27 protein-coding genes and 1 riboswitch are annotated in these 24,886 nt (G+C 36.5%); of the genes, 8 read left to right on the top strand and 19 right to left on the bottom strand.

What is annotated here, in order from left to right:
• Positions 1-186 precede the first annotated feature (186 nt).
• Complete coding sequence (locus BN990_RS06855; protein ID WP_038243080.1) at positions 187-1,107, bottom strand: proline dehydrogenase family protein; 921 nt, start codon at positions 1,105-1,107, stop codon at positions 187-189.
• A 248-nt stretch (positions 1,108-1,355) separates the two neighbouring features.
• Here BN990_RS06855 and BN990_RS06850 point away from each other — a divergent pair, with 248 nt between their 5' ends.
• The 6 genes from BN990_RS06850 (at position 1,356) to BN990_RS06825 (ending at position 5,155) form a co-directional block, all read left to right on the top strand.
• Positions 1,356-2,306, top strand: a complete 951-nt coding sequence (locus BN990_RS06850; RefSeq protein ID WP_038243076.1) for a metal ABC transporter solute-binding protein, Zn/Mn family — start codon at positions 1,356-1,358, stop codon at positions 2,304-2,306.
• 74 nt (positions 2,307-2,380) lie between these two features.
• Positions 2,381-3,136: a metal ABC transporter ATP-binding protein gene (locus tag BN990_RS06845; RefSeq protein WP_021288985.1), complete on the top strand. Its 756-nt coding sequence runs from the start codon at positions 2,381-2,383 to the stop codon at positions 3,134-3,136.
• Positions 3,137-3,151: 15 nt separating this feature from the next.
• The gene (locus BN990_RS06840; protein WP_021288986.1) at positions 3,152-4,003 is read left to right on the top strand and encodes a metal ABC transporter permease; all 852 of its coding nucleotides are present in this window, start codon (positions 3,152-3,154) and stop codon (positions 4,001-4,003) included.
• Between the two features lie 17 nt (positions 4,004-4,020).
• Complete coding sequence (locus BN990_RS06835; protein WP_021288987.1) at positions 4,021-4,440, top strand: Fur family transcriptional regulator; 420 nt, start codon at positions 4,021-4,023, stop codon at positions 4,438-4,440.
• Complete coding sequence (gene crcB / locus BN990_RS06830) at positions 4,419-4,814, top strand: fluoride efflux transporter CrcB (RefSeq protein WP_051739042.1); 396 nt, start codon at positions 4,419-4,421, stop codon at positions 4,812-4,814. The genes BN990_RS06835 and crcB overlap by 22 nt, the downstream gene beginning before the upstream one ends.
• Positions 4,811-5,155: a fluoride efflux transporter FluC gene (locus tag BN990_RS06825; protein WP_021288989.1), complete on the top strand. Its 345-nt coding sequence runs from the start codon at positions 4,811-4,813 to the stop codon at positions 5,153-5,155. Before crcB ends, BN990_RS06825 begins: the two co-directional genes overlap by 4 nt.
• Positions 5,156-5,210: 55 nt before the next feature.
• Here BN990_RS06825 and BN990_RS06820 read toward each other — a convergent pair whose 3' ends face one another.
• The 6 genes from BN990_RS06820 to BN990_RS06795 form a co-directional block, all read right to left on the bottom strand.
• Positions 5,211-5,993 (bottom strand): VLRF1 family aeRF1-type release factor, encoded by a 783-nt coding sequence (locus BN990_RS06820; RefSeq protein WP_038243073.1) that lies wholly within the window; start codon positions 5,991-5,993, stop codon positions 5,211-5,213.
• A gap of 76 nt (positions 5,994-6,069) precedes the next feature.
• Positions 6,070-6,384, bottom strand: a complete 315-nt coding sequence (locus tag BN990_RS06815; RefSeq protein WP_038243070.1) for a DMT family transporter — start codon at positions 6,382-6,384, stop codon at positions 6,070-6,072.
• Between the two features lie 2 nt (positions 6,385-6,386).
• Positions 6,387-6,722, bottom strand: a complete 336-nt coding sequence (locus BN990_RS06810) for a DMT family transporter (RefSeq protein WP_021288992.1) — start codon at positions 6,720-6,722, stop codon at positions 6,387-6,389.
• Between the two features lie 90 nt (positions 6,723-6,812).
• A riboswitch (guanidine-I (ykkC/yxkD leader) is annotated at positions 6,813-6,914 on the bottom strand.
• A 115-nt stretch (positions 6,915-7,029) separates the two neighbouring features.
• Positions 7,030-8,316 (bottom strand): hemolysin family protein, encoded by a 1,287-nt coding sequence (locus tag BN990_RS06805; protein ID WP_038243063.1) that lies wholly within the window; start codon positions 8,314-8,316, stop codon positions 7,030-7,032.
• A gap of 231 nt (positions 8,317-8,547) precedes the next feature.
• A complete protein-coding gene (locus BN990_RS06800) occupies positions 8,548-10,062 on the bottom strand; it encodes a BCCT family transporter (RefSeq protein WP_021288994.1) in 1,515 nt (504 codons plus the stop codon).
• Positions 10,063-10,215: 153 nt separating this feature from the next.
• Positions 10,216-10,803 carry a nitroreductase family protein gene (locus BN990_RS06795; RefSeq protein ID WP_306465027.1) on the bottom strand — a complete coding sequence of 196 codons (588 nt, stop codon included), beginning with the start codon at positions 10,801-10,803 and terminating at the stop codon, positions 10,216-10,218.
• A gap of 302 nt (positions 10,804-11,105) precedes the next feature.
• On the opposite strand from BN990_RS06795, the gene BN990_RS06790 reads away from it, so the two are divergent.
• Positions 11,106-12,347 carry a Bcr/CflA family efflux MFS transporter gene (locus BN990_RS06790; RefSeq protein ID WP_021288996.1) on the top strand — a complete coding sequence of 414 codons (1,242 nt, stop codon included), beginning with the start codon at positions 11,106-11,108 and terminating at the stop codon, positions 12,345-12,347.
• Between the two features lie 80 nt (positions 12,348-12,427).
• On the opposite strand, the gene BN990_RS06785 is transcribed toward BN990_RS06790, so the two are convergent.
• From BN990_RS06785 to BN990_RS22905, 5 genes are all read right to left on the bottom strand, one after another.
• The gene (locus BN990_RS06785) at positions 12,428-13,543 is read right to left on the bottom strand and encodes an MFS transporter (RefSeq protein WP_038243060.1); all 1,116 of its coding nucleotides are present in this window, start codon (positions 13,541-13,543) and stop codon (positions 12,428-12,430) included.
• Positions 13,544-13,621: 78 nt separating this feature from the next.
• Complete coding sequence (locus BN990_RS06780) at positions 13,622-14,158, bottom strand: TetR/AcrR family transcriptional regulator (RefSeq protein WP_021288998.1); 537 nt, start codon at positions 14,156-14,158, stop codon at positions 13,622-13,624.
• A 201-nt stretch (positions 14,159-14,359) separates the two neighbouring features.
• Positions 14,360-15,583 carry a C40 family peptidase gene (locus BN990_RS06775; protein ID WP_031334955.1) on the bottom strand — a complete coding sequence of 408 codons (1,224 nt, stop codon included), beginning with the start codon at positions 15,581-15,583 and terminating at the stop codon, positions 14,360-14,362.
• 320 nt (positions 15,584-15,903) lie between these two features.
• Positions 15,904-17,181 (bottom strand): isocitrate lyase, encoded by a 1,278-nt coding sequence (gene aceA, locus BN990_RS06770; RefSeq protein ID WP_021289000.1) that lies wholly within the window; start codon positions 17,179-17,181, stop codon positions 15,904-15,906.
• A 62-nt stretch (positions 17,182-17,243) separates the two neighbouring features.
• A complete protein-coding gene (locus BN990_RS22905; protein WP_021289001.1) occupies positions 17,244-17,348 on the bottom strand; it encodes a hypothetical protein in 105 nt (34 codons plus the stop codon).
• A 174-nt stretch (positions 17,349-17,522) separates the two neighbouring features.
• On the opposite strand from BN990_RS22905, the gene BN990_RS06765 reads away from it, so the two are divergent.
• On the top strand, positions 17,523-18,578 hold the full coding sequence (locus BN990_RS06765; RefSeq protein WP_038243057.1) for an FUSC family protein: 1,056 nt from the start codon (positions 17,523-17,525) through the stop codon (positions 18,576-18,578).
• A gap of 36 nt (positions 18,579-18,614) precedes the next feature.
• Here BN990_RS06765 and BN990_RS06760 read toward each other — a convergent pair whose 3' ends face one another.
• From BN990_RS06760 to BN990_RS06730, 7 genes are all read right to left on the bottom strand, one after another.
• Positions 18,615-19,244: a response regulator gene (locus BN990_RS06760; RefSeq protein ID WP_021289003.1), complete on the bottom strand. Its 630-nt coding sequence runs from the start codon at positions 19,242-19,244 to the stop codon at positions 18,615-18,617.
• Positions 19,237-20,277 carry a sensor histidine kinase gene (locus BN990_RS06755; RefSeq protein ID WP_038243055.1) on the bottom strand — a complete coding sequence of 347 codons (1,041 nt, stop codon included), beginning with the start codon at positions 20,275-20,277 and terminating at the stop codon, positions 19,237-19,239. The genes BN990_RS06760 and BN990_RS06755 overlap by 8 nt, the downstream gene beginning before the upstream one ends.
• Entirely contained in the window at positions 20,274-21,005 is a 732-nt protein-coding gene (gene liaF / locus BN990_RS06750; protein WP_038243054.1) for a cell wall-active antibiotics response protein LiaF, read from the bottom strand. Before liaF ends, BN990_RS06755 begins: the two co-directional genes overlap by 4 nt.
• Positions 21,006-21,094: 89 nt before the next feature.
• Entirely contained in the window at positions 21,095-21,727 is a 633-nt protein-coding gene (locus BN990_RS06745) for a PspA/IM30 family protein (RefSeq protein WP_021289006.1), read from the bottom strand.
• Positions 21,728-21,745: 18 nt separating this feature from the next.
• A complete protein-coding gene (locus BN990_RS06740; RefSeq protein WP_038243053.1) occupies positions 21,746-22,102 on the bottom strand; it encodes a lmo0954 family membrane protein in 357 nt (118 codons plus the stop codon).
• 725 nt (positions 22,103-22,827) lie between these two features.
• Entirely contained in the window at positions 22,828-23,802 is a 975-nt protein-coding gene (locus tag BN990_RS06735) for an MsnO8 family LLM class oxidoreductase (protein WP_038243052.1), read from the bottom strand.
• A 21-nt stretch (positions 23,803-23,823) separates the two neighbouring features.
• Complete coding sequence (locus BN990_RS06730) at positions 23,824-24,882, bottom strand: M42 family metallopeptidase (RefSeq protein WP_021289009.1); 1,059 nt, start codon at positions 24,880-24,882, stop codon at positions 23,824-23,826.
• Between the last annotated feature and the right edge of the window lie 4 nt (positions 24,883-24,886).

Below are 24,886 nucleotides of genomic sequence, written 5' to 3'. Positions count from 1 at the left end.
AAGACTTTAATACTGGGAATAGAGGTATAAAATCAAAATTAATAAATCTACTATTCTATGGAACCCATGCGGAATTCACTCAAAAGATAATCTGTCTACACGGCATGCAATTACGATACATAGACGAATCATCCAATAATCACAAAACGTGTGGTGGAGTGTACATATACTTCCGCCTTCGGTTACCTACTTTTGTTTGATGATTCCTCTTAATACAAACATCACATTCGCCGGTCGTTCAGCCAGTCTACGCATATTGTAACCAAACCAATCCTTTCCATACGGCACATATACGCGTACCTTATAATCTGCAGCAATTAGTTCGTTCTGTAAATCAATACGTATCCCATAAAGCATTTGGAATTCAAATTGCTCTCTAGGAATACGAAATTCTTTCTCACATTTTTTCACAAAATCGATAATGGCTTCATCATGGGTTGCAATCGCTGTATAATTTCCTTGGAGCAAATTCTGCTTAATAATCCTCCGGTAATTTTCATCGACATCTTGTTTATTTGGAAAGGCAACCTGTTCTGATTCTTTATATGCTCCTTTTACTAATCGAAGATACGGGTCATATGCATTTAAGTCTTCAATATCTGCTTCTACTCGATATAGATATGCTTGAAGAACTGTCCCAACGTTCTTATATTCACTTCTAAGCTCCTTGAAAATCTGTAACGTTTGCTCAGCTCGCGAAAAATCTTCCATATCGATGGTCACAATCAAGCCATGTTTCTTTGCAGCATTTAGGATGAATCGCATATTGTTCATTACTAGTTCTTGCGAAATATCTAATCCAATGGAAGTTAATTTTAAAGATAATTCAGCATCTAACCCCTCTTCAGCAAAAACATTTATTGCATGAATACATTCCTCCACGGCCGCTTTTGCCTCCGCCTCATTATCAATAAATTCTCCTAAATGATCGACCGTAACCGCAAACCCATCTTCATTCATTTGTTTAATTTTTGTTGAAGCCTGTTCTATCGTTTCACCAGCGACAAACCTTCCTGCCCCAAACTTAAATCCATATGATTTTGCTAATTTGGTTAACGTTCGATTATTTGATAAAAATAAGAAAAAGTTTCGCAATAGTTGATCCAACCATAATCCCCCCTTGAAACTTCCAATAATTCATGATTAAGCTTAGTTTACCATCATTAGACAAATGATGGCTATTATTTTCTCAAACTTACAAACTTTCTTTTATTCACATTATATGAGTCATTCACATACCTGTGTAGTAGATAGTCTAGCAACCTATATTTATAAAATCGTAATCGTTCCTATTTACATTTCGAAATGATTACGATAATATAATAAAAGACATTCACCTAAGGAGGAACATAATCGTGAAAAAGTTTGCAATTATAATAGTTATCGTCGGATTTATTCTAGCCGGGTGTTCCTCTAATGAAGCATCTACAAAGAAAAAATCCGATTTAACAATATATACTTCCATTTATCCCATTCAATACCTAATTGAACAAATTGGCGGAGATACAGTAAATGTGAAATCTGTTTATCCAGCAGGCGTTGATGCACATACGTATGAGCCTACTTCCAAAGATATTACTGCTATGGCTAAAAGTGATGCATTTATTTATATGGGAGCAGGTATGGAAGGATTTGCAGAAAGTGCAGCAGATGCCCTTTCCTCAGAGGATATAACCCAAGTCGAATTAGGGAAGCAGGATTCCCTCTTCCATTCTAATGATGAAGAGCACAATCATGCAGACGAAAGCAGTCATGACCATTCTCATGATGGTCATAATCACGGTGATCATGACCCACATGTTTGGTTAGATCCATTACGCATGGTAGAACTTGCTGAAATGCTGAAAGAAGAACTTATTCAATTAAATCCCGATCAACAACAAGCATATACAGAGAATTTTAATCAGTTAGAAGAACGTCTGATTAATTTAGATAACGACTTTAAAGAAACCTTAAATAAAAAAGAAAACAAACATATCCTCGTTTCTCACGCTGCTTACGGGTACTGGGAGGAACGATATGGGTTAGAGCAGATTTCCATTAATGGTTTATCTTCAAGTAGTGAACCATCGCAGAAAGAATTAACTAAAATTATCGACCAAGCAAATCAATTCCAATTAGATTATGTTGTTTTTGAACAAAACAGTTCAAATCAAGTGTCTGAAATTATCCAAGATCACATTCATGCGGAGGCAGTAACGATTCATAACTTGTCCGTATTAACAGAAAAAGATATTTCAAATAATGAAGATTATTTTTCAATAATGAAGCAAAACTTACAAGTACTTGATAAAATTACAAAGTAAAGCTGGGACTTATAAAAAGAAAGCATCAAATCCATTGATGCTTCTTTCATTTGTAATTGAAAGGAGTTAACGACATGACTGACGTCGTAGTATCTATGAAGAATATCAATTTTGCTTATGAAAATAAACAGGTGTTAGAAAACATAAATTTTTCGATACCAAGTGGTTCGTTTTTAGGTTTAATTGGGCCAAATGGTGGTGGTAAAACAACACTTATTAAACTTATTTTGGGATTAATTAAACCAAATTCGGGGTCAATTGCCCTTTTCGACCAGCCATTAGACAAATTCTCAGCATGGGATAAGATTGGCTTTGTCTCTCAAAAAGCCAATACATTTAACCGAGGATTTCCTGCTACTGTATTTGAAGTTGTATCCATGGGATTGACTGCAAAGGTCGGTTATTTCAAATTCTTTACTAAACATCATAAAGAACAAATCCAGCAGGCTATCGAGCAGGTCGGTATGCAAGCATATACCTATGAAAATATTGGTAATTTATCCGGTGGACAACAACAACGTATTTTTATTGCACGGGCATTAGTAAGTGATCCTCAATTTCTCATCCTCGATGAGCCGACAGTTGGTGTTGATCATGAAAATGTACACCGTTTTTACGAATTACTATATCAATTAAATCATGAACAAAACATTACAATGCTAATGGTGTCACATGATACGGGAACAATGACAGAACATGCTACGGATATTGCTTGTTTAAATAAGCAATTGCATTTTCATGGAAAACCAGATGAATATCATGCACTTACTGCAAATGATTTGTCACGAATTCATGGACATAACGTCAATATTGTTACACATGATCATTAAGTTGGAGGAAACCTTATGTTAGCAGATTTTTTACAATACGACTTTTTACGAAATACTTTTTTCACAGGAATATTAATCGGGATTATTGCACCATTATTAGGTACATTTATTGTGGTTAGAAGATTATCTTTAATTGCAGATGCCTTATCTCATGTTACACTAGCAGGTATAGCCTTTGGACTTTTACTCGAGAAAAAATTTGCTATTATGTTAAGTCCACTTTATAGTGGCATGGCCTTTTCCGTCCTAGGTTCTATACTTATTGAAAGGCTACGTGGACTTTATAAAGCGTATCAAGAAATAGCTATTCCCATTATCCTGTCTGGAGGCGTAGGATTAAGTGTCATTTTCATTTCACTAGCGGATGGTTTTAATACCGAGTTATTCAATTATTTATTTGGGTCCGTCTCAGCTGTGAGTCAAAATGATTTTTACACCATTGCGGGAATTTCGATTTTTATTATTATTATAATTGGGTTATTTTTTAAAGAGCTATTCACGCTTTCTTTTGATGAAGAACATGCGAAAATTGCTGGCTTGCACGCGAAATATATTCATTTATTATTTATTGTACTAACTGCTCTTGTAATTGCAGCATCGATTCGAATTGTTGGTGTGCTTCTTGTATCTGCCTTGATGACATTGCCAGTTGCTGCAAGTATGCGAATAGCTAAAGGATTTAAGCAAATGTTAGTTTTATCTATTGTATTTGGTGAATTAGCTGTTATTATAGGGTTAATCTCTGGGTATTATTTAAGTATACCTCCTGGCGGGACCATTGTTATGGTTTCAATTCTTATTTTACTCTTATCGATTGTCGCCAAAAAGTTAAAGAACTATAACAGAAGGAATAAAACCGTTAAATAAAAAGTGAGGGAAGCTGAATGAAGATAAATGAAGCGATCGAACTCTTGAAGCAAAAAGGATATAAAACAACAGGTAAGCGAAAAGAAATTTTAACATTTTTTGATAATGCTGATGGGTATCGAACTGCAAAAGATCTTATCCAACACTTAGAAGCGAGCTATGAAGGAATTAGTTTTGATACCGTTTATCGAAATCTGCATCTTTATAATCAAGTTGGTATTTTGGAAACCACCGAATTAAATGGGGAAAAACATTTCCGTATGAACTGTACTCATCACCATCACCACCATTTCATATGTAGGGATTGTGGAAAAACGAAGGAAATTGAAGTTTGTCCAATGGATGAAGTACAGCATTCACTTGCAGGTTATTCCATTGAAGGGCATAAATTCGAGATTTATGGCAGGTGCCCAGGATGCAGATTGGCTCTAACTTAAAAACCTATGCTTTAATCGGTTTAGGTGGTGCAATTGGTGCAATAACTAGACATGGTGTATCTATAATCATAACAGCAAAGGGATTTCCCTTTGCTACTTTATGCGCGAATTTAATTGGATGTTTTTTACTCAGTTTCTTTTTAAGTCAAGATGCAATTAGAAAAAAACTTTCCCCTGACTTGTTTGCAGCCATGAATATCGGCATAATTGGCTCTTTTACAACATTTTCTACTTTCGCAATTGAGACCATTGAACTTTGGCGTACAAGTGAATTAGCAGCAATGACATATTGTTTAATGAGCATCATCGGCGGATTAATAAGTTGTTTCCTTGGTTACACTGCCTCGCTTAGAAAAGTGAGGGAGCAAGGATGAATTGGTTACTTATTGCAGTTGGGGGGATTATTGGTAGTATTACACGCTATCAACTGTCGCTTTTAGCCAACAAACGATTAATTGGTACATGGACAGCAAATATAACTGGCTCTGCCTTATTAGGTGTTCTCCTTCACTACTATCTGGATGGCGTATTGCCTAGAGCAGGTTGGCTTCTGTTAGGTGTGGGATTTTGCGGCGCATATACAACATTTTCTACGTTTGGAAATGAATCACTACGATTAATATTAAAAAAGGAATTCAAACTTGCCATGGTTTATATTAGTACTTCTGTCCTTTTCTCACTATTCGCTGTACTGCTAATCCTTTATTTATTATAATTTGATGACAAACAAGGACTGTCCCTTAATACGGGACAGTCCTTGTTTGTCATGATTACCCAAATATTTCTTCTAATACCTTTGTTTCCTCATGATCAAGCATATTTTTATTAATGACATCATTAATTGGTTTATTCATTTGATCTTTAAATGCTTGAGTTGGTCCTGGTTCGCCAACCACATAGATTTTATCCCACTGCTTATCCTTTGCTTGCTTATCTATTTTTGGTGCGATTTTTTTATACCAACGGTGTTTATTTGCATTAAATCTTGCATTTAAGTTATCTTTTTGAACAGTTGGATTACCTGGGCCCATGGCTGTTTTTTCACGCCAATCGTCGGTTTCTATATCCAATTCGTAGGACTTCTTATCTTCAATTTCATTTAAATAAGATTCGATTACCTTCACCTGGTTTTGTTGAACAAGAATAATACCCGACTTCGGATGTGCTTCTTCAAGACTTTTTAACTGATCTAATACTGGAGTTTCTTGCCAAAAGAAAGCCGTATCCAAACGCATTTGTACTCGTGCAGCAAACCAAACTTCTTCGTCAGCTGTTGCGAAAATAATAATGCCTCTACGAAATTCTTGCTCATTGCCACGAACAAATTTTTCTACCTTCTGTTTTACTAATTGAAAGCTTTTTAGCTCTTCTTTATTATTCGCCTCTTCCAAATACTGTTCAAAATTACGCATCCCATTTTTAAACTGGATTTTCCATTCTCCACCTTGTTGTTCAGGGTCGGAAGGGTCTGTATTTAAATACATGGTAAAAACCTTATCCGCTCCATCTCGTTGGATGGCTTCCAATTGTTTTAATTCTTTAGCTAAATCCATTATTATCGGCCTCTCCTTTAAGATTATTGCGTTTATTAATTACTGTTTATCCGATAACTATGAACGATAAACATATTTAGGAGATCAGCTTCAGTCCAATTGCCGCACAAAGAATCATGGCAATAAATAACAGTCGTCGCCAATCTTTTGATTCATTATAGAAAAACATACCTGCCAATGCACTGCCTACGGTACCAATACCAGTCCAAACCGCATAAGCAGTACTCATTGGAATTGTCTGCATGGCTATACTTAAGAGGGCAAAACTTAGAATGAATCCGCCAATTAACCAAGTAAAAGAGGTGATTGTTCGCTGTTGGTTTACTTTATTAATCCCCATTACGCCAATAACCTCACTGACCCCGGCTGCAATTAAGAAAAACCAATCCATACTTACACCTCTTTTCTTTCTTTTTCAGTTGTAATCATTTTTAAGCCAATCACTCCAGAAAGCAAAAGCAGTATGAGTACGATTTTTGCAATCTGAAACGCTTCATTAAATAAAACAATTTCAAGAATAACTGTCCCAGTAGTTCCGATACCAGTAAATACAGCATAAGAAGTACCAATTGGCAGTCTACGAGATGCAATGATTAATAAATGCATACTAATATAAATCGCTACTATCGTTAGCAGCCAAGTTATCCAATCATTAGAGTGTTTTAAGCCAATAACCCATCCTATCTCAAACAGTCCGGCTAAAAAGATAATATTCCAATCCTTTTTCATTTGTATCACCTCATATAAGTAGCTTTTCCAAACTTTCAAGAATCTTTCAGGCATAAAAAAAGCCCGAGAAGATATCAACCAATTTCGATATCCTCCCGGGCTTTTGTCCCTCCGTGTACACGAATCACGTGCATTTTCTCTCGGACCAGTCCAAGCAAAAAAACTACTTGCGGAACCCTAGAAAATAATTTCTTGAATTCATTTTAGTATATCCATACATACGATGCTTGTCAATTTATAGTTTAGAACAATCGCTAAACCTAGGTTAATTTGACTTTCAAATAACTTTGGTTACACGCGGTATCAGCTATCCTTTGACTATCTTTACTTCTTTGATCTGGTATCCTTCCATTTCTTCTACAATAAATTGATAATTCTCATGGTGGATTGTCGTACCTTTTTTGGCATCCAGATTATTCAGAAATATCCAACCCCCAATCGTATCAATTTCTTCATCACCTAACTCTGTATCAAGCAAATTATTTACTTCCTCCAGTTGCAGTTTCCCAGAAACAATGTTCACATTTTCTTCTACTTTTTTTATCATTGGTTTTTCATGTAAGTCAAACTCATCCCGAATATCACCAACTATTTCTTCTAGTATATCTTCAACAGTTAAGAGACCAGCAGTTCCTCCATACTCATCATTAACAATTGCCATATGAATACGTTCTTTTTGCATCTTTAATAACACTTGCCTAATTGGTGTTGACTCTGCTACATGGATAATAGGCCTGATAAACGTATCAATGGATTGGGGGTTAGCCTTATCCATATAGTTGGTAAATAGCTCTTTAATATTTACCAGTCCAACAATATGATCCTTTTCCTCATCGGCAACTGGATATCTTGTGAACTGACCTTCTTGAACCACCCGAATATTGTCCTCATAACTATCTTCCTTAAAAAAGCAGATCATTTCTGTGCGTGGCGTCATGATTTCCTTTGCTATCCGTTCATCAAATTCGAATATATTCGTTACATATGTCATTTCTGACTGATTAATTTCACCGCTTTTATAGCTTTCGGATAAAATGATTCGTAATTCTTCCTCTGAATGTGCCATTTCATGTTCTTTAACGGGTCTAAACCCAAACAATTGGATAAATAAGCGTGCAGAACCATTTAATAGCCAAATAAATGGATACATCAACTTATGAAATAGCATAAGTGGTCGAGCAAGATATAATGTAACAGTCTCTGCCTTTTGAATAGCAATTGTTTTTGGAGCTAACTCACCTAACACCACATGCAGGTAAGTAATCAGAACAAACGCAATCCCAAATGATAGAATAGAAGATACTGTTTCAGTTAGTCCTAATCTATCAAATATTGGATGTAACAATCTTTCGACAGTAGGTTCTCCTAGCCATCCCAGTCCTAATGCCGTTACAGTAATACCTAGCTGACAGGCAGATAAATAAGCGTCCAAATTATCGATTAATTTCTTAGCATAGACCGCTTGCTTATTACCTTCCGCAATTAAATGGTCAATACGTGTTGCACGAACTTTTACAATTGCAAATTCGGTTGCTACAAAGAATGCAGTAAGCAAAATCAATATAGCAACCAAAACTAAATTAACAATATCCAATTAGCATCCTTGTATCCTTTGGATACAAGGAATCCACCTCCTGTATGTCGATAAATAAAATTATCCGTCTGCAGGTGAGTCACCTACCATTAGTAAATATGCGAATGCTATTGCCTTCCCATGTGAATCACCTACCTGCCTTTTTTCTATATTCATTTTATCTTATTACCTATATTACGTCTATTATTACAAAAAACAGGTAAAGGAAAATGCCCCTTACCTGCTTTTCATTTATTTATTTTCTTCTTCCTTTTTCGTCTTCCGATAATCTTTATTGATCATCCGTAAGAAGGAGATCATCATAATTAATAAAATAACCGTAAATGGAAGTGCCGAAATAAGTGAAGCTGTTTGTAAGGCCTCTAAACCACCAGCCAATAACAATACAACAGCAATGGCTGTAATTAATACACCCCATACAATTTTAGTAAGTAGTGCAGGGTTTAGACTTCCTCTAGATGTCATCGATCCTAAAATGTATGTTGCTGAATCAGCAGATGTGACGAGGAATGTAAAAATCAAGAAGATCGATAGTAACGATAAAATTGTTGTAAATGGTAAATGCTGATAAGTCTCAAATAAGGCTACAGCAACATCTGCATTGACTGCTTCAGCAATGGATGTACCATTAAATAAATCGCTATAAAGTGCTGTTCCTCCAAATGCAGCAATCCATAAACAAGCAATTGCCGGAGAAACAACTAATACACCAACAACATATTGTCTAATACTTCTTCCCCTAGAAACTCGTGCAACAAAAGCACCAACGAATGGGGACCACGCTGTAGACCATGCCCAGTAAAATATCGTCCAATCCCTCACCCATGATTCACCAGAATAAGGTGTTAAACGCAAACTGTATTGAACAAAATTTGTAAAATAATCACCTAAGCCTAATACAAATGTATTTAAAATGAATACAGTCGGACCAGCTAAAAATACAAATACTAATAATAATAAACAAAGTCCTAGATTAATATTACTCAACCACTTTATTCCTCGATCCAACCCTGTACTGGAAGAAATTAAATATGTAATCAACATTACCGCAGCAATTCCTATTTGTACCCAAATAGAGGTAGGTACATCAAAAACAGATTTTAACCCTCCATTCATCTGCAGAATACCTAAGCCTAATGAAGTTGCCACTCCCATTACCGTTGCTATAACAGCTAACGAATCAATGGTATCGCCCAATACTCTATTCTTTCCGACCACCGGCTGGATGGAAGTAGATATTAAACCTCTTTCCTTCTTTTTAAACTGTAAATAAGCGATGACTAGACCAACCACTGCGAATACGGACCATTGGCTAATCCCCCAATGGAAGAATGCATATCCCATCGCAACTCTCGCCGATTCTTCAGACATCGATTCTAATTCAGGGAATGGTGTATTAAAGAAATGACTCATTGGTTCTGCTACACCCCAGAAAACAAGACCAGCACCAAATCCTGCTGAGAACAGCATCCCTATCCAGGTGAAAAATGAATATTCAGGCTTAGAATCAGCTGCTCCTAAGCGCATTTTCCCAAATTTGCTAAATGAAATCGCGATTAGAAATAAAATAAAGACAAAAACTGCCAGTAAATAAAACCAGCCAAAATTATTCGTCGTGAAATTAAATAATGTATTGGCCACTTCCCCAAATTTTTTGGGTGTCGTTGCGCCAATAACTACTAAAAGCAATACAATAAACGCAGATACATAGAACACTGGGTTCTTAAACGAGTTATTATTCTTCATAACATATCCTTTCTATCGGTTTTTATGTCTCGCGTTGTTCAGGTGCCAGGAGTACATTTACATATACCCCAACTACTATTCAATAAACCTTTCGCCAATATTGAAAATATCACAAGTAAAGACTTCTTTTCTTCATCGTATGTTGTTCTGTATTTAAAAATTAGTATTGTGAAAATCCCCCTCAAATAAAAACGAATCCACCTCATTTCTATTGGACGGGACTTCACGTTGCTGCAGCCCTTCAGAGAGCCATTCCTTTTCCCCTTGATAACCGATAGCTACAATGGCATGTATTTCAAAATTATCCGGAATTCGCAATGCTGCTTTTGCTTTCTGTTTATGAAAACCAGCCATTGCATGTGTAATAATTTCTCTTCGTGCTGCCTCCAAAGCTAAGCAAGCCCAAGCTGCACCCGTATCAAACGCATGTGTAGGATTATGCCCGCCAAATTTTTGCTCATCCATTTTAGAGATCACCGCAGCTAAAACACGTGCGTGCTTACACCAAATCGTATTTGAATCGTGAATAAACGATAAGAACGCTTCTTTATCCGCTTCATTTCTTGCAATAACAAATCTCCAAGGCTGAACATTTGCTGAAGATGGGGCCCATCTTGCTGCTTCAAATAAGCCTTTTAAATCATCATCTGGTATTGCTCTGCTTAAGAAAGATCTTGGAGACCAACGTTTTGTATAGATCGGGTCAATATCATATACAGGTTTTCGAATAGCGTCCTTCAACAACAAAACCTCCTTTTTAGTTTTTAAAAACGTATAATTTTCATTATAAATGAAATAACATACTTTTCAAAACCTTCCATATAGAAGAATCAGCTGAAGCTTTTTAATAGACAAAACGATAGCTTCTCTCTATTTTAGATGATGATGTTACAAATCGATGGAATGTACCGAAAATAGAACGAGTTAAAAGAGAAGCAGCTATGATACGATGATGTTTTCGGATTATTAACCTTGTTTATCTAATAAATACTTAACAAAACATAACTGAGCACGTAAAATATAATGGTTAGGAGTGATGACTTTTGTATCTTGAACAACAAGAACCAGTATTGCACAATCCGACGGGAAAAACGCGTGTGGGACTAGCACTGCTACTCGGTCTGCTCGCATTTCTAGGACCACTCAATATCGACATGTATTTACCTAGTTTCCCTGGAATTGCACAGGATTTAAATACCAGCGCTACATTGGTGCAAACCAGTTTAACTGCATGTTTGCTCGGACTTGCTGTCGGTCAATTAATTGTTGGACCAATTAGTGATGCACAGGGAAGAAAGAAGCCATTATTAATTGCTACTAGTCTGTTTGCATTAACATCTATTCTCTGCGCATTTGCACCTAATATTGCGATATTAATCGCAGTACGTTTTTTGCAAGGATTTACCGCCTCGGCAGGAGTTGTTCTTTCACGCGCTGTCGTACGAGATGTGTTCAGTGGTAAAGCTCTAACGAAATTCTTTGCACTGTTAATGGTTATTAATGCTGTTGCCCCAATGATCGCACCTATGGCCGGTGGTGCAATTCTCTCTTTTGAGTCTGGAAGCTGGCAAAGCATCTTTTTATTTTTAAGTTTCATTGGCATCTTGATTGTAGCTGTTGTCGCCATGAAATTAAAGGAGACCCTACCACCAGAGAAAAGGATACCAAGTTCACTTGGTGCAACTGTTGTAACCATGGGAAGCTTACTGAAGGATCGTTCGTTTATTGGCTATGCACTGGTCGTTGGATTTGTACATGGAGGAAGCTTTGCTTATGTATCGGGAACACCATTTGTATATCAGGATATTTATGGGGTATCCCCACAAACGTTTAGCGTACTATTTGGCATAAATGGGCTGGCAATTATTACAGGGAGTTTTATTATCGGACGTTTTGGTGGAATAATTCCAGAAAAAAAACTACTTCAGACAGCCATCACGATTGCGTTAACAGCAACATCCATACTGCTTGTCATGGCAATAATTGAAGGACCACTAACATCCATTGTCATATTAATCTTTATATATATGATCACAATCGGAATGGTTATTACAAGTACATTTACCCTTGGAATGGCCAAGCAGGGACACCGTGCAGGAAGCGCAAGTGCCGTCTTAGGTATGCTACCGTTATTGCTCGGTTCAATATTCTCACCACTTGCTGGTATTAATGAAGCATCAGCTGTTCCGATGGCAGCTATATTATTTACTACTTCCCTGATTGGCTTTACAGCTTTCTTCTTGCTAGTTAAAAAAGAACATACAAAGATTGAATTAGATGATTAAGTAGAAGCTGATCCCCAAATTTTATTAGGATCGCGCGGGGATCAGCTTAAATTAGTCGATTCTATCTTGCATAACCATTATTAATTAGAATTTTTAGTAGGAACGATTACCCCAACCAATCCAATTAGAGAAAATAAAACAAAAGTAAAAGGATATGAAATAGCATCAATTGTCCCTCCAGCAATAAAAGAACCAATGGACTGACCTATTCCCAACGATAAAAAGGATAAGCTAACACCGATGGATGGCAAGGACGTAAATATACGTGTTGACCAAACAATTAAAATCCCCGTCATAACGATATAAGATACGCCAAAAAAGATGGATGAAGTATAAATCGTTATAGGGTTTGGTATTGTAATGATAACAAGAGAAGTCATCATTATTAAGAGTGTTAGACGATAAGATAAAGACAAACCTATCTTATTTATGAAACTTCCTGCAACTCCTCCAATAATGCCTGATACCCCCATTAAAATCCAAAAAAATACACTTTCAAAGTCACTCATTTGATAAACAGCTGTTAAGTAGCTTCTTGAAAAAGTCCAAAAAACAGAAGAACTTCCCCCTACCATTATAGAAGCAATTATCAACCATTTAGCTCGTTTTAACGAGCGAGAACCCGTTACTGTTTTATCTTGGCTTGGAAAAGAAGCTGGAGTTGGTATACGTATTGTATTCCAAATAAAAACGACGATAGCCATAAGTGCAAAAAGAAGAAATGAAAGTCTCCAGTGTTCTGTAAACAGAAGTGCTATTGGACCAGACACGATAAGTCCAAAACTAGTTCCACTATTCATCCAAGTGTTGCCTCTATCTCTATCTTTTTCTCTTAATGAGGTTGCAGCAACTTGAGAAAAAGCTGGAGAAGACCAGCCACTCCCGAGACCGGCAATAAAAGTACTTAACGCTAATATATAAAAATTAGGAGAAAAGGCGATCCCTAATAAACCTAGAATTGCACTTATTCCAGCCAATTGAATTACCCGTAATTGTCCCCATTTTTGAATGAATAATGAGGCTGTCAATAAAGCCAAAGTATAGGATGCATAAGCAGTTGAACCAACAAAACCAGCATTGCTTTCCGTGAGGTCTAATGATTCAGTTATATGAGGTAAAAACAAACCAAAACTAAAACGTGCAAATGCATAAGTGACACCAATCATTGCAATTCCAGGTAGTACAAACTTCCACATACGATCTCCCCCTCCATTTATATAGAACGATCATTATATATTTATTGAATATATAAGTAAGCTAGACATCATTCCAGCTTACTCTCTAAATGAATCTTTTATTAAACTTCTAAACTGAATCGCTATATCATTTACATCGAGTATTTCTGAAAGTGAGGTAGCCCCTTCAAACAACATTGCTAACTGAATCGAGTGAGCATGAGAAAAGCCTTGTTTAACCAAGAAAGAAATGAATGATTTTTTGTGAGCAATGACTTGATTAACAATTTCTTCATTCTCTAAAGCGTACTCTTCCTTTGCTCTTAAAAACATACAACCATTCGTTCCAGAAGAGCTTAGCCATGCAATATGTGCTTCAGCAAACAGTAATGCAACTGAAACCGTACCTTCTGTATTTCTACATTCAGCCATACTGTTTAGATGTGAAAAATATCTCTTTTCTCGATTTTTAAGGACTTCAAGAATTAGGTCTTCTTTAGAGTCAAAGTGATTATATAACGTCATTAAAGCAACTCCAGCATCATGAACAATACGTTTAAGACCAATCGCGTGAAAACCGTTTTGATAAAATAATTTTTCAGCATGTTCTAATAAATCTTGCTTTTTTTTACTCATTATACACCACCTTTAGATAGAACGATCGCTATAAAACCATCTTATCATATCAAAAAGTACGTTACAATAATTAAGTGTATGTGGATAAAGCTAATTGTACTAAGTGATCACTCCTGCTTACAAAATGGAAAATTCCCTTTCACATTTCGGATAAAAAATCAGGTAGTTGAGTATATCTCAACTACCTGATTTTATTCTGTATTATCTAATGCGGCGTACATGTCCATTAAATTTTTCGTTCCAATAACCACTCGTCATTGTTTCTACCGATAACCCCGGTGTACTCTGTGAACCGATAAATTTACCGCCTCCGATGTAAATGCCGACATGTCCATTTTTCTTATATGTGTCAAAAAACACAATATCTCCAGGTTGAATATTACTATAGGAAACCTTTGAACCTGTACCTGCTAAAGCAGATGTACTAGATGGGATCGAATAACCACCCTGTGCAAATGCCCATGAAACAAATCCAGAACAGTCAAATCCACTTGGCGTTTTACCTCCCCATACATATGGAACACCTAGGTATTGATAGCCTGCATTAATTACCGTACTTAGGCCACCGCCTCCAGTAGAAACAACAGCTTTAGAAGGAGAGCTTTTTTTACTTAGTGTTTGCAATTCCCCTCCATCTGAACTAGCTACTGGTTGTTCTGCTGCAGCAATACTTTCTTGTACTTGTGATTCAAGGGTTGCTAAGTTACTATCCTTAACTTGAAGTTCATCTTTTAGTGCTTCCAAATCTTGTTTTTTTGATTTTAATGTATCTTTTTTTGATTCATTTTCTTGTTTTTGTTCTTTAATGGTTGCCTGGATGCCTTCTAATTCTGCTTTCATATCTTTCAATTCTTCAAGACTATTGAGCACCTTATTTTGTTTTTCTTCTACTTTCTTTTTATCCGCTTCCTGTTTCTCCATTAATTCAACATCCGAATCAGATATTTTATTTACAGCAGAAACACGATTAATAAAGTCACCAAAACTCTTGGAACCAAAAATTACTTCTAGATAACTTACATTACCGCCACTTTGTTGATATGAAACAGCTCGTTCCTTTAAAATGTCAAATCGTTTCTCAATCGCTTCTTCAAGTTGTTTAATTTCTTTTTCTAATTTATCAACTTCTGCTTGTTTAGATGAAATGCTGTCCTCCGTCTCATCCATCTTTTTTTGGTTTTCTGTTAGGGCATGATTAACTTGACTTATTTCTTTATTTAATTCTTCTAATTCTATTAATACATCTGCTATCTCAGATTCCGCATCGGATAGATCCGCTTTTATCTCCTCGCGGTTATCTTGGATTTCAGATTGCTTGTCCTTTAAGTTATTGATAGATTCTGCGTTTGCTTCGGTTTGGAAAAATACACTACTAAACCCGACGACTGCTACAGCCGATACTGTTAAAACTGATTTTTTCAACATTCTCCCCCACTTCTTGAATCACGGTCTGCCATCATTTATCTATGTATCGTGTTATTCTTCCGTTGTAGCTAAGCAGTAAAGTGAAACTAATTTTTTATGTATTTCTATTTATTTAGGCAATTAGTAGTATAACAGGTAAAAATTTCACTCATATTATGAAAATGTTACAATTATATTTCAAATACGACATATTACCTGGTAATTGGATATGAATCTGGGCATTTCGCTATGAATAAGATCGAAAAAAATCGTATCGAATCATATAAAAAGCGTTCACCCCACAAAGGAATAAACGCAATTATATCTATTATTCTATCATTCTAAGAGGTAAATTGTTCTTCTTCTGTTGATCCTTTTAATGCTGCCGTTGAGGTTGTTCCACCAGCAATTACTTGAGCAACTTCATCAAAGTAGCCTGTTCCTACTTCCCGTTGATGTCGAGTAGCACTGTAGCCATATTTTTCACTCGTAAATTCACCTTGTTGTAATGCAGCATAGGCCTTCATACCCTCTTCCTTATATTTCCTAGCCAGTTCAAACATACTATGGTTTAATGCATGAAATCCTGCTAGTGTTACAAATTGAAATTTGTACCCTAACTCTCCTAGCTTTTCTTGAAAGGACGCAATTTCTTGATCGGAAAGTTTTTGTTTCCAATTAAAAGATGGGGAACAATTATAAGCTAATAACTTATTTGGATATTTCTTATGAATTGCTTCAGCAAATTGCTTCGCCTCCTGATAATTTGGTTCAGCTGTTTCACACCATATAAGATCAGCATATGGAGCATATGCTAATCCACGAGCAATCGCTTGATCAATTCCCGCTCTTGTCTTATAAAATCCTTCTGTTGTTCGCTCTCCCGTAATAAATGTTGAGTCAGATGCATCAATATCACTCGTAATTAAATTAGCAGCATTTGCATCGGTTCGAGCAATTATAATGGTGGGTGTGCCCATTACATCAGCTGCAAACCGAGCAGAAATTAAATTACGAATAGCTGTTTGTGTAGGTAATAACACCTTTCCACCTAAATGTCCGCATTTCTTCTCCGAGGATAATTGATCTTCAAAATGAACAGCTGCCGCGCCAGCCTCTATCATTGATTTCATTAATTCAAATACATTTAGTTGTCCGCCAAACCCTGCCTCAGCATCAGCGACAATTGGAGCGAACCAATCCAAATTCTGGTCCCCTTCTGCGTAATGGATTTGATCTGCTCGTTGTAAGGCCTGATTTATGCGTTTCACTACATGCGGAACGCTATTGGCAGGATATAAACTTTGATCCGGGTACATTTGACCGGAAAGATTCGCATCAGCTGCTACTTGCCAACCACTTAAATAAATTGCTTTAAGACCTGCTTTTACCTGCTGTACCGCTTGATTTCCAGTTAAAGCTCCTAATGCATGAACATAATCTTCTGTGTGCAGTAGCTCCCATAATTTATTTGCTCCTCGTTCAGCCAAAGAATAGGTTATATCCATACTCCCCCTTAAACGGATTACATCTTTAGCGAGATACGGCCTTTCTACCCCTATCCAACGTTCGTCTTTCTCCCAATTTTCGATTAGCATATTAACTCGTTGATCTTCCATATTAATCCTCCCCATTTGTTATATTACATATATTTTTGTTATATAACAGATTAGTCAAAAAATTAATCTTCCTTTTTAGACAGACAGTAATCGCATTCCAAGATATACGTTTTATTATTTACTTTCTCTCCACATTCAGGGCATCTTGTTTCATTTTCATGATTCATTTGCGCACCTCCTTTTATATAACAGTTAAAATTTACTATTTATTGTTATAAAACAGTTTATTCTAATAGTCTAAAAATTGCAACCTTTTTTAGGGAGATAGTTGAAAAAATTTTTTTATTAGTGGAGAATAGATCATGATATTATTGTTCACATAGGATTACTTCAACTAGGAGATGACCAACGTGAAACGAAAAAAATTTCACTTTATTGGGAGCAGGGTCGTGAAAACAGGAGTAGCTGTTTTTCTTACAGCATGGATTTGCTCAATATTAGAAATCCCGGCGGTATTTGCAGTTATCACTGCGATTGTAACAATTGAACCAACGGTTGCCGATTCCATCCGAAAAGGGATGATTCGCTTTCCTGCTTCAGCTATTGGCTCAGCGTATTCAGTACTATTTATTTTCTTATTTGGAAATTCACCTTTAACCTATGCACTCGCTGCTACACTAACAATAGTCACCTGTTTCCGCTTAAAACTTCATGCAGGATTATTAGTTGCAACCTTAACAGCTGTAGCAATGATTGAAGTCATTCATAGTAATTATTTTATTTCTTTTCTAATTCGATTAGGTACGACCACTATTGGTTTATTGGTTTCGACTGGGGTAAATATGTTTGTCTTACCTCCTAATTATACCGAGCATATTACCCAAAACATTGAAAGTGTGAGAAGACAGACGGCTCGTTTAATTGAACAGGTGTTTCAAAGGGTTATTGAGGTAAATAATCATGATGATGTGTTAACTTCGATAAACCCAGCCGATCAAGTGTATAAAAAAATCCAACAAACAGAAACGCTGATCCGTTTTCAAAAAGAGGAATCGAACTACCACCCACTTGGCGAAAATGAAAAGAAACGCTTTAAAGAAATTGAAAAACAGTTAATTTGTTTAAGACTGATACACTATCACACGGATAATGTTTTAAATACGCCTTCCCAATTTACCATGTGGGGTACGAAAGAGAAGAAAACAATATTATTAGCTGTTAACGAACTAGTTCAAGGATTGGCAAGTAAATCAAAAATTGAATCCGAAAAACATCAAGCTTATCTGAAACAATTAAGTGATATGTTTTGGGAAGAAACTGGAATATCCAGAACCAAACCTAACGTTGAAGCAACAACGTTTCCTCCTGAAGTAATAATTATTTATGAACTTATTTCCATCTATCAACTTGTAGATAAATATTTTGAACATTGCGGACCAGAAAGAGTGACTAACTAAAAAACGAGTACATAAGTATGTGCTCGTTTTCCACTTCTATTTTACTAAGCTATGTTTAAACGCATAAATAACTGCTTGCGTACGATCCTGAACTTCTAATTTTCCTAGTATATTACTAACATGTACTTTTACTGTCTTTAATGAGATATATAATTGATCGGCAATTTCTTGGTTCGTTTTCCCTTGAGCTATAAGTAGCAGGATTTCTTTTTCTCGTACCGTTAGCTGTTCATGTAATTCCGCTTTAGGGGTACGCATGCGATTCATTATTTTTCCAGTTACTTCCGGTTCCAAAACCGTTTGTCCTTCATACGTTGCCCGGATAGCCTTTGCTATTTCCCCCGCTTTCGATGTTTTCAACATATAACTGGTAGCTCCAGCTTCAAGGGCAGGATATACTTTTTCGTCATCTAAGAAACTTGTCACGATAATTATTTTTGCTTCCGGCCATTGCTCGATAATCTGTTTTGTTGCCTCAATGCCATCCATTTGCTGCATAACAAGATCTAATAAGATAATATCGGGTTTTAATTCAAGTGCCAATTCTACAGCTTGACCACCATCATCAGCTTCGGCTATGACTTCAATATCTGGTTGAGCTGATAAGTAAGATGTGACGCCTATTCTCACCATTTCATGATCGTCAGCAAAGAGAACATTAATCATTATTTTCACCTTCCTTTCCCAAATTCGGAACTTTTACTTCAATCCGTGTCCCTTCATTAGGAACACTGACAACTTTGTAACTTCCACCAACTTCATACGCTCGCTCTTGCATATTTTGCAATCCATATGAGCCTGTTTTCATTTTCTCCATATCAAAACCTATTCCATTATCGGCAGCTCGCAGAATAACATTTTCATCTCGTTCCACCAACATAACATGTAATTTTGTTGCTTTTGCATGTCGTAACGTGTTTGAAACGGCTTCCTGAAGAATACGAAATAGTTGATCTTCTACGCCTTTATCAACAGTGAATTCCTCAATTTTCCAATCAATTTCCATTGGTACTTTTTGCGTTAACTCAATGAGTAATTCTTCAGCACCTTCCTGCAATGACTTCCCTTTTAAGGCAACCGGACGAAGGTGTAGTAATAGCGCACGCATTTCCAACTGAGATTGATGAATCATATTTTCTACCATACCTAACTGTTTTTTCATTGTTTCATCTTCAGGGGGATTCATATCATTAATTGCTGACATCATCATAGAAGCAGCAAATAATTGCTGACTGACAGAATCATGTAATTCCCGTGCCAAGCGATTTCTTTCTTGTGCTACAACTTCTTGCAAACTCTTTTCTCGCTCTCTTGTTCGTTCCGAGGCTAATCGCTGCGCATGTTCTGTTTGCGATCTTATTTTATTTTGAATTTGATGCAAGTATCGTTGGATAGCTTCTAGATCTTTATATGTTTCCATATGAAACGTTATTCTTTGCCCTTTAATAATTTCGTCCATTTGTCTTTCAACTTGATGAATTCGCTGCCTCCAATAAAAACCAGTGACCGTGCCAATAATTAATCCAGCTCCAATCGCCACGGTAAATATGATGATGAGGAACGAGATATCACCGATTTGCTGTTCAAAGACAAGTGACCAGTCATCGATAAAGGCTACTAGTGTAAGACCGGTCACAACAATAGTTAATGCAATACTAAACATTACTGCAGTAAACACATGTCGTAAAATCAGATTCATATTCGTTTCACCTCAATATCGCCAGATAATAATGAGGTAATGACTTTTACTCGAGGGAATTTCGTATTATAGTTCTCCGTTTGATACAATAATGTTTTATTCATTAGCTTTTCATGAAAATGTCCAAAAATCAATGCACGCCCAAATAAGGAGCTATGGTGAATGCTTACCTCCACGTCATATGGTACATAGATTTCAATATTTCCAACCATATGTCGTATAGAGATAATAGCTGTATCATTTGGAAGTACGGTATTGCTTAAGTCAATAATACGATCACCAAACGCACCGTGGATATTGACATCTTTCCATTGATAAGAAGGTTCTTCGGTTCGCTGGTCATCAAATAATTTATGATCAAACAATGGCTGTTTTCTTATAATAGTTTCATTCGTTTCCTCCCGTTGTTTAAACTCCTTTGGGTGAAGATAAGCTGATTCTTTTTTGGACTTGGAGTAGTGAATAAGAAATAAAATAATTGCAGCAATAATTAAAAATCGTATTGCCAGCATATTAAGGATGGCAAACACGATCCCTACCACACCAACCCAAAAAATAACCTTTCCAAAAAGACTATGATATTTTTTTCGTCCAATATAAATCAACAAGGAGAAGAATAAAGCATTAATTAACATTCCACCGTGGTAAAAGGTAAGTTCAATGATAAAGAGGATTACTCCAATGATTAATATCCAGTTTAGCGTGTCTGTGGTTAATTGTCTAAACATGAAGTAACCTCCCTTCGTAATTATGTAAAACAGACGCAACCCCTTGCGCCTGTATAGTATATCATTTTTTTATTTATTGACGAAGGATTTTATGCTTGTTCTTTCTCCTTCATTTCTTTCTCCAAGTTAGCAATTTTGTTGTCAAAGGTACTACGATAGTATGAACTATTCACTTTATATTCTAGCGTTTCAATATACTTTTCCATTTCAGCGAACTTAGAGAAAGGTTTATCTGATGTTTGCTCCACTACTCGATTCATTTGATGGTTTGCACGAGCAACATTTTCTCGTCCCATTAATTCCATTCTTCGAAGATGCATGTCTTTCAATTTATGTTTCATATCTTCGTATTTTTTTTCTAATGCCTCTAATTCTTCGGCAGCTTCATCACGTGATGTCTTCATCCGATCTGCCCGAGCTTGATACTCTTGATGCTCCTTCATGGCAAATTCATGCATCTGTTCTTCGTTTGCTTTCTCAGCTATTTCAGCTTGCTTTAGGCGTTTGTCTGCTAGATCTTGTGCTAATTGCTGTTCTTTAATAAACTCATCTTTTAGCTTATATTGTCTTTCAACAAGCTTCCGAACCTTCTCTTTTTCCTGCTCGCTTTGGCGTAAATAATGGTTTAAAGCTGCAATTGGATTTTTTTGTTCTTTTTGATCCATCATATGATGAAGATCGCTCGACAACGTATCCTTTATACGAGTAAAAATATTTGTCATCGTCATCTACACTCCTTATTAAGATTTGTTTATTTCAGCCCATTGCCGTTCAAAGTTAGTAAATGGGTCATCATATTTCATTTCATCAACTATGGAATTATGATCAGCTTTCTTCCAGCTTTTATAAATGAGATACAGAGCAATTGCTGCTGCAACTCCGATCAATGCAAACATATTGGAGATGGTGAAGCTTAATACAATTAAACCCAAAATGACCCAGCCAATTTTTCCAGCTGTTGACTCACTTTTCATAAATTGCTTGAAAATCACATAAAGCAACCATATACCGAGTCCCAATAATACCATTGGACCAAGATTAGCTAATAAGATAATCAAAGCAGTTAATCCTGCTAGAAATAAGAGAAATTTCTTCACTGTGTTTCCTCCTTTCTTTAGCTTAATTTCATCATACAAGTTAATAGAATTAAGTGTAATGAACGCTAGGCATATTTTGCACTAGTACCTTAGACGTAGATTTTGTTGCTGAAGGAGAGAAACTAAATCCAAGGATAATAAACGCTATATCAGCTTGTCGTGAAAACCGCTAATTTTCCCCACGTTTCTTGCTATACACTCAGACCTTTCTCTTTTCGCGTACGAGCTCCCCGACTTCCTTGCGAAGTGATGCGCAATGATCTCGGATTAGTTGTTCTTCCGCAGGAGTGGAAGGGTTCTAGTTACTTAAGACAGAAAAAAACTCCCTTTCAGCTAACTCGACTTGGATAGTTGAAGGAGTCTTTTTCATGTTCTGGCATACTGCCTTAAGTAGTGCTTATTCACGCACATTCTATTATCCTTACAGGCGGCAATAACACACGCATGCAATTCTTTTGAATCAGCAAAAAACTACGCTCTACTTTTACTTTTCTCATTCGATACGGTCATTTAATATCCCGTGAGGAATTTGAAGCAATCTAAAAAAGCAGCACATAGCTAGTACCGCTTTTATTCACCGAGGAATGATACGTATTTTAATAATGTCCTTAGTGATGTAAATAAGAGATAGAAAATTCATGTTACTCCTGGCAGGTATTGAAATGAAACTTCTAACTAATGGGATCAGCTACATAAGAAACCAGCACATCCATTGCCATAACAATTTATAACACAGCTTCTGCAATTAATTCATACGAAGCTTTTCTTGATTGATAATCAGGTGTGATGGTAATGATCATCAATTCATTTGTTTGATAAGTAACTGCAAGGTTATGTAGCTCCACCCTTACATCACATGGATCTCCGATTATCATTTTTTGTTTTTGCTTTCGTATCCAATCTAGTTCATTGTTTGTATAGTTATGGCTTTTCGCCTCATTTTCTGTAGGAACAAAAGCATTTTCTTCCCCATTATTCTGTTGCATTTTCCATAAAAGGGCAGCTTGGGCAAGTTCTTGTGCTCGTTCATTTGTCTCTGCACAAATGACAGAGACAGCGACAATGGTATCAGCAGAACTCTGTTGTTTAAATGATTGGAGGATGGCAGGACCATCTTTATCTGTCATAAAATGACCAAATGCATAAGCCATCCCTTTTTCAGCAGCTAGTTTTGCACTTTTTTCACTTGTACCAAGTAACCAAGGAATGGAAGGAGTTGTTGGAACAGGCGTTGGGGCAACTTTGGAATACATGTGATTGTTCAAGAACGATTGATTTAGAAATGCTAACAATTCATCCAATAAATTGGGCATGTCCCGGACATTTTCTAAAAAATTTCCCGATAAGGCAATTGCTGCCTCTGCAGATGCACCTGGTGCTCTTCCAATGCCTAAGTCAATCCTATTTGGATACATGGTAGCTAATAAATTATATCTTTCAGCCACTGGAAATGCTCGGTAATGAGGGAGCAAAACAGCACCAGACCCGATACGAATCTTCTCTGTCTTACTCCCAATGATGCTCAATATCATATCAGGTGCAGGGCAGGCTAAACCTGGCATATCATGATGTTCGGCTACCCAATAGCGATAATAACCAAGCCTATCAGCGAGCTCGGCAAGTTCTAAAGTTTCCTGTATCGCCTGCTTCGATGAGCTATGGTTTAATAGAGGGACCTGATCTAAGATACTAAGTTTCATAAGTTATACACACCTTTATTATTACTTAGCTGTTATGGTTTCTGAAAGCAAATAATGATATAAAAGCAATTCGGTATTTTTTAATGAATCCTCATGTGTTCTCTCAAAAGCATGAGAAGAATCAATTCCGGGACCAATCAAGCCATGAATAATATCATTACCAGCTTTTATTGCAGCTGATGCGTCTGAACCATAATACGGGTATATATCTAATTTATAACTAATATGATGTTGCTTGGCGAGATTTACTAAGTGATTACGCAGCCCAAAATGGTAGGGCCCAGAAGCATCTTTAACACATATGGACACTGTATATTCATCGGTAGATTGACCATCGCCCATCGCTCCCATATCTACTGCTAAATATTCCGTCGTTTCTGGTGGGATATTCGAATTTCCACCATAACCAATTTCTTCATTATTGGAAATGAGAAAATGTGTTGTATAAGGGAGTTCGATATTCTCATCCTTTACACGCTTCATAAGTTGCAATAGGATTGCTACACTCGCTTTATCATCTAAATGCCGTGATTTTATAAATCCGTGGTCTGTTAATTGAACACGCGGGTCAAACGATACAAAGTCCCCCACTTCAATTCCTAATGCACGAATTTCATCAGCAGAAGCTACCCGCTCATCAATACGTACTTCCATGTTTTGTTGATTTCGTTCTGCTTTACCAGCATCTTTATAAACATGTACGGAGGTTTGATGCATTAAGATGGTACCTGTAAAACCCCTACCGTCTGCTGTATGAATCGTACAGTATTCTCCCTCAATAGAATTAAATTGAAACCCACCAATTAAGTCAAGACGCAATCTTCCGTTATCTTTGATTTCTTTAACCATCGCTCCTAACGTATCAACATGAGCGGTTAACATACGATGTTCCCGATTATCTTTCCCTGGCAATGTGGCAATTAATCCGCCCTTTAAATTACGCTTTGTCTCAATATTCCAATCATAAAGTAATCCCTCTACATAACGAATAACCCGATCGGTAAACCCTGAAGGGCTAGGAATAGTTACCAACTCTTGAATCATTAGCTTCGTTTCAGTGACATTTGGATATGTAGACATCGTT

Origin of the sequence: Virgibacillus salexigens, from assembly GCF_000723585.1 — a bacterium.
GTDB classification, from domain to species: Bacteria; Bacillota; Bacilli; order Bacillales; family Amphibacillaceae; genus Virgibacillus; species Virgibacillus salexigens.
This window is presented reverse-complemented; position numbering and strand designations above follow the sequence as displayed.

Coding starts and splice junctions, on each gene's coding strand:
- BN990_RS06845 (WP_021288985.1), top strand. CDS start 2,381: ATGACTGACGTCGTAGTATCTATGAAGAATATCAATTTTGCTTATGAA.
- BN990_RS06840 (WP_021288986.1), top strand. CDS start 3,152: ATGTTAGCAGATTTTTTACAATACGACTTTTTACGAAATACTTTTTTC.
- BN990_RS06835 (WP_021288987.1), top strand. CDS start 4,021: ATGAAGATAAATGAAGCGATCGAACTCTTGAAGCAAAAAGGATATAAA.
- crcB (WP_051739042.1), top strand. CDS start 4,419: ATGCAGATTGGCTCTAACTTAAAAACCTATGCTTTAATCGGTTTAGGT.
- BN990_RS06825 (WP_021288989.1), top strand. CDS start 4,811: ATGAATTGGTTACTTATTGCAGTTGGGGGGATTATTGGTAGTATTACA.
- BN990_RS06820 (WP_038243073.1), bottom strand. CDS start 5,993: ATGGATTTAGCTAAAGAATTAAAACAATTGGAAGCCATCCAACGAGAT.
- BN990_RS06815 (WP_038243070.1), bottom strand. CDS start 6,384: ATGGATTGGTTTTTCTTAATTGCAGCCGGGGTCAGTGAGGTTATTGGC.
- BN990_RS06810 (WP_021288992.1), bottom strand. CDS start 6,722: ATGAAAAAGGATTGGAATATTATCTTTTTAGCCGGACTGTTTGAGATA.
- BN990_RS06800 (WP_021288994.1), bottom strand. CDS start 10,062: ATGAAGAATAATAACTCGTTTAAGAACCCAGTGTTCTATGTATCTGCG.
- BN990_RS06785 (WP_038243060.1), bottom strand. CDS start 13,543: ATGTGGAAGTTTGTACTACCTGGAATTGCAATGATTGGTGTCACTTAT.
- BN990_RS06780 (WP_021288998.1), bottom strand. CDS start 14,158: ATGAGTAAAAAAAAGCAAGATTTATTAGAACATGCTGAAAAATTATTT.
- BN990_RS06775 (WP_031334955.1), bottom strand. CDS start 15,583: ATGTTGAAAAAATCAGTTTTAACAGTATCGGCTGTAGCAGTCGTCGGG.
- aceA (WP_021289000.1), bottom strand. CDS start 17,181: ATGGAAGATCAACGAGTTAATATGCTAATCGAAAATTGGGAGAAAGAC.
- BN990_RS22905 (WP_021289001.1), bottom strand. CDS start 17,348: ATGAATCATGAAAATGAAACAAGATGCCCTGAATGTGGAGAGAAAGTA.
- BN990_RS06765 (WP_038243057.1), top strand. CDS start 17,523: ATGACCAACGTGAAACGAAAAAAATTTCACTTTATTGGGAGCAGGGTC.
- BN990_RS06760 (WP_021289003.1), bottom strand. CDS start 19,244: ATGATTAATGTTCTCTTTGCTGACGATCATGAAATGGTGAGAATAGGC.
- BN990_RS06755 (WP_038243055.1), bottom strand. CDS start 20,277: ATGAATCTGATTTTACGACATGTGTTTACTGCAGTAATGTTTAGTATT.
- liaF (WP_038243054.1), bottom strand. CDS start 21,005: ATGTTTAGACAATTAACCACAGACACGCTAAACTGGATATTAATCATT.
- BN990_RS06745 (WP_021289006.1), bottom strand. CDS start 21,727: ATGACAAATATTTTTACTCGTATAAAGGATACGTTGTCGAGCGATCTT.
- BN990_RS06735 (WP_038243052.1), bottom strand. CDS start 23,802: ATGAAACTTAGTATCTTAGATCAGGTCCCTCTATTAAACCATAGCTCA.
- BN990_RS06730 (WP_021289009.1), bottom strand. CDS start 24,882: ATGTCTACATATCCAAATGTCACTGAAACGAAGCTAATGATTCAAGAG.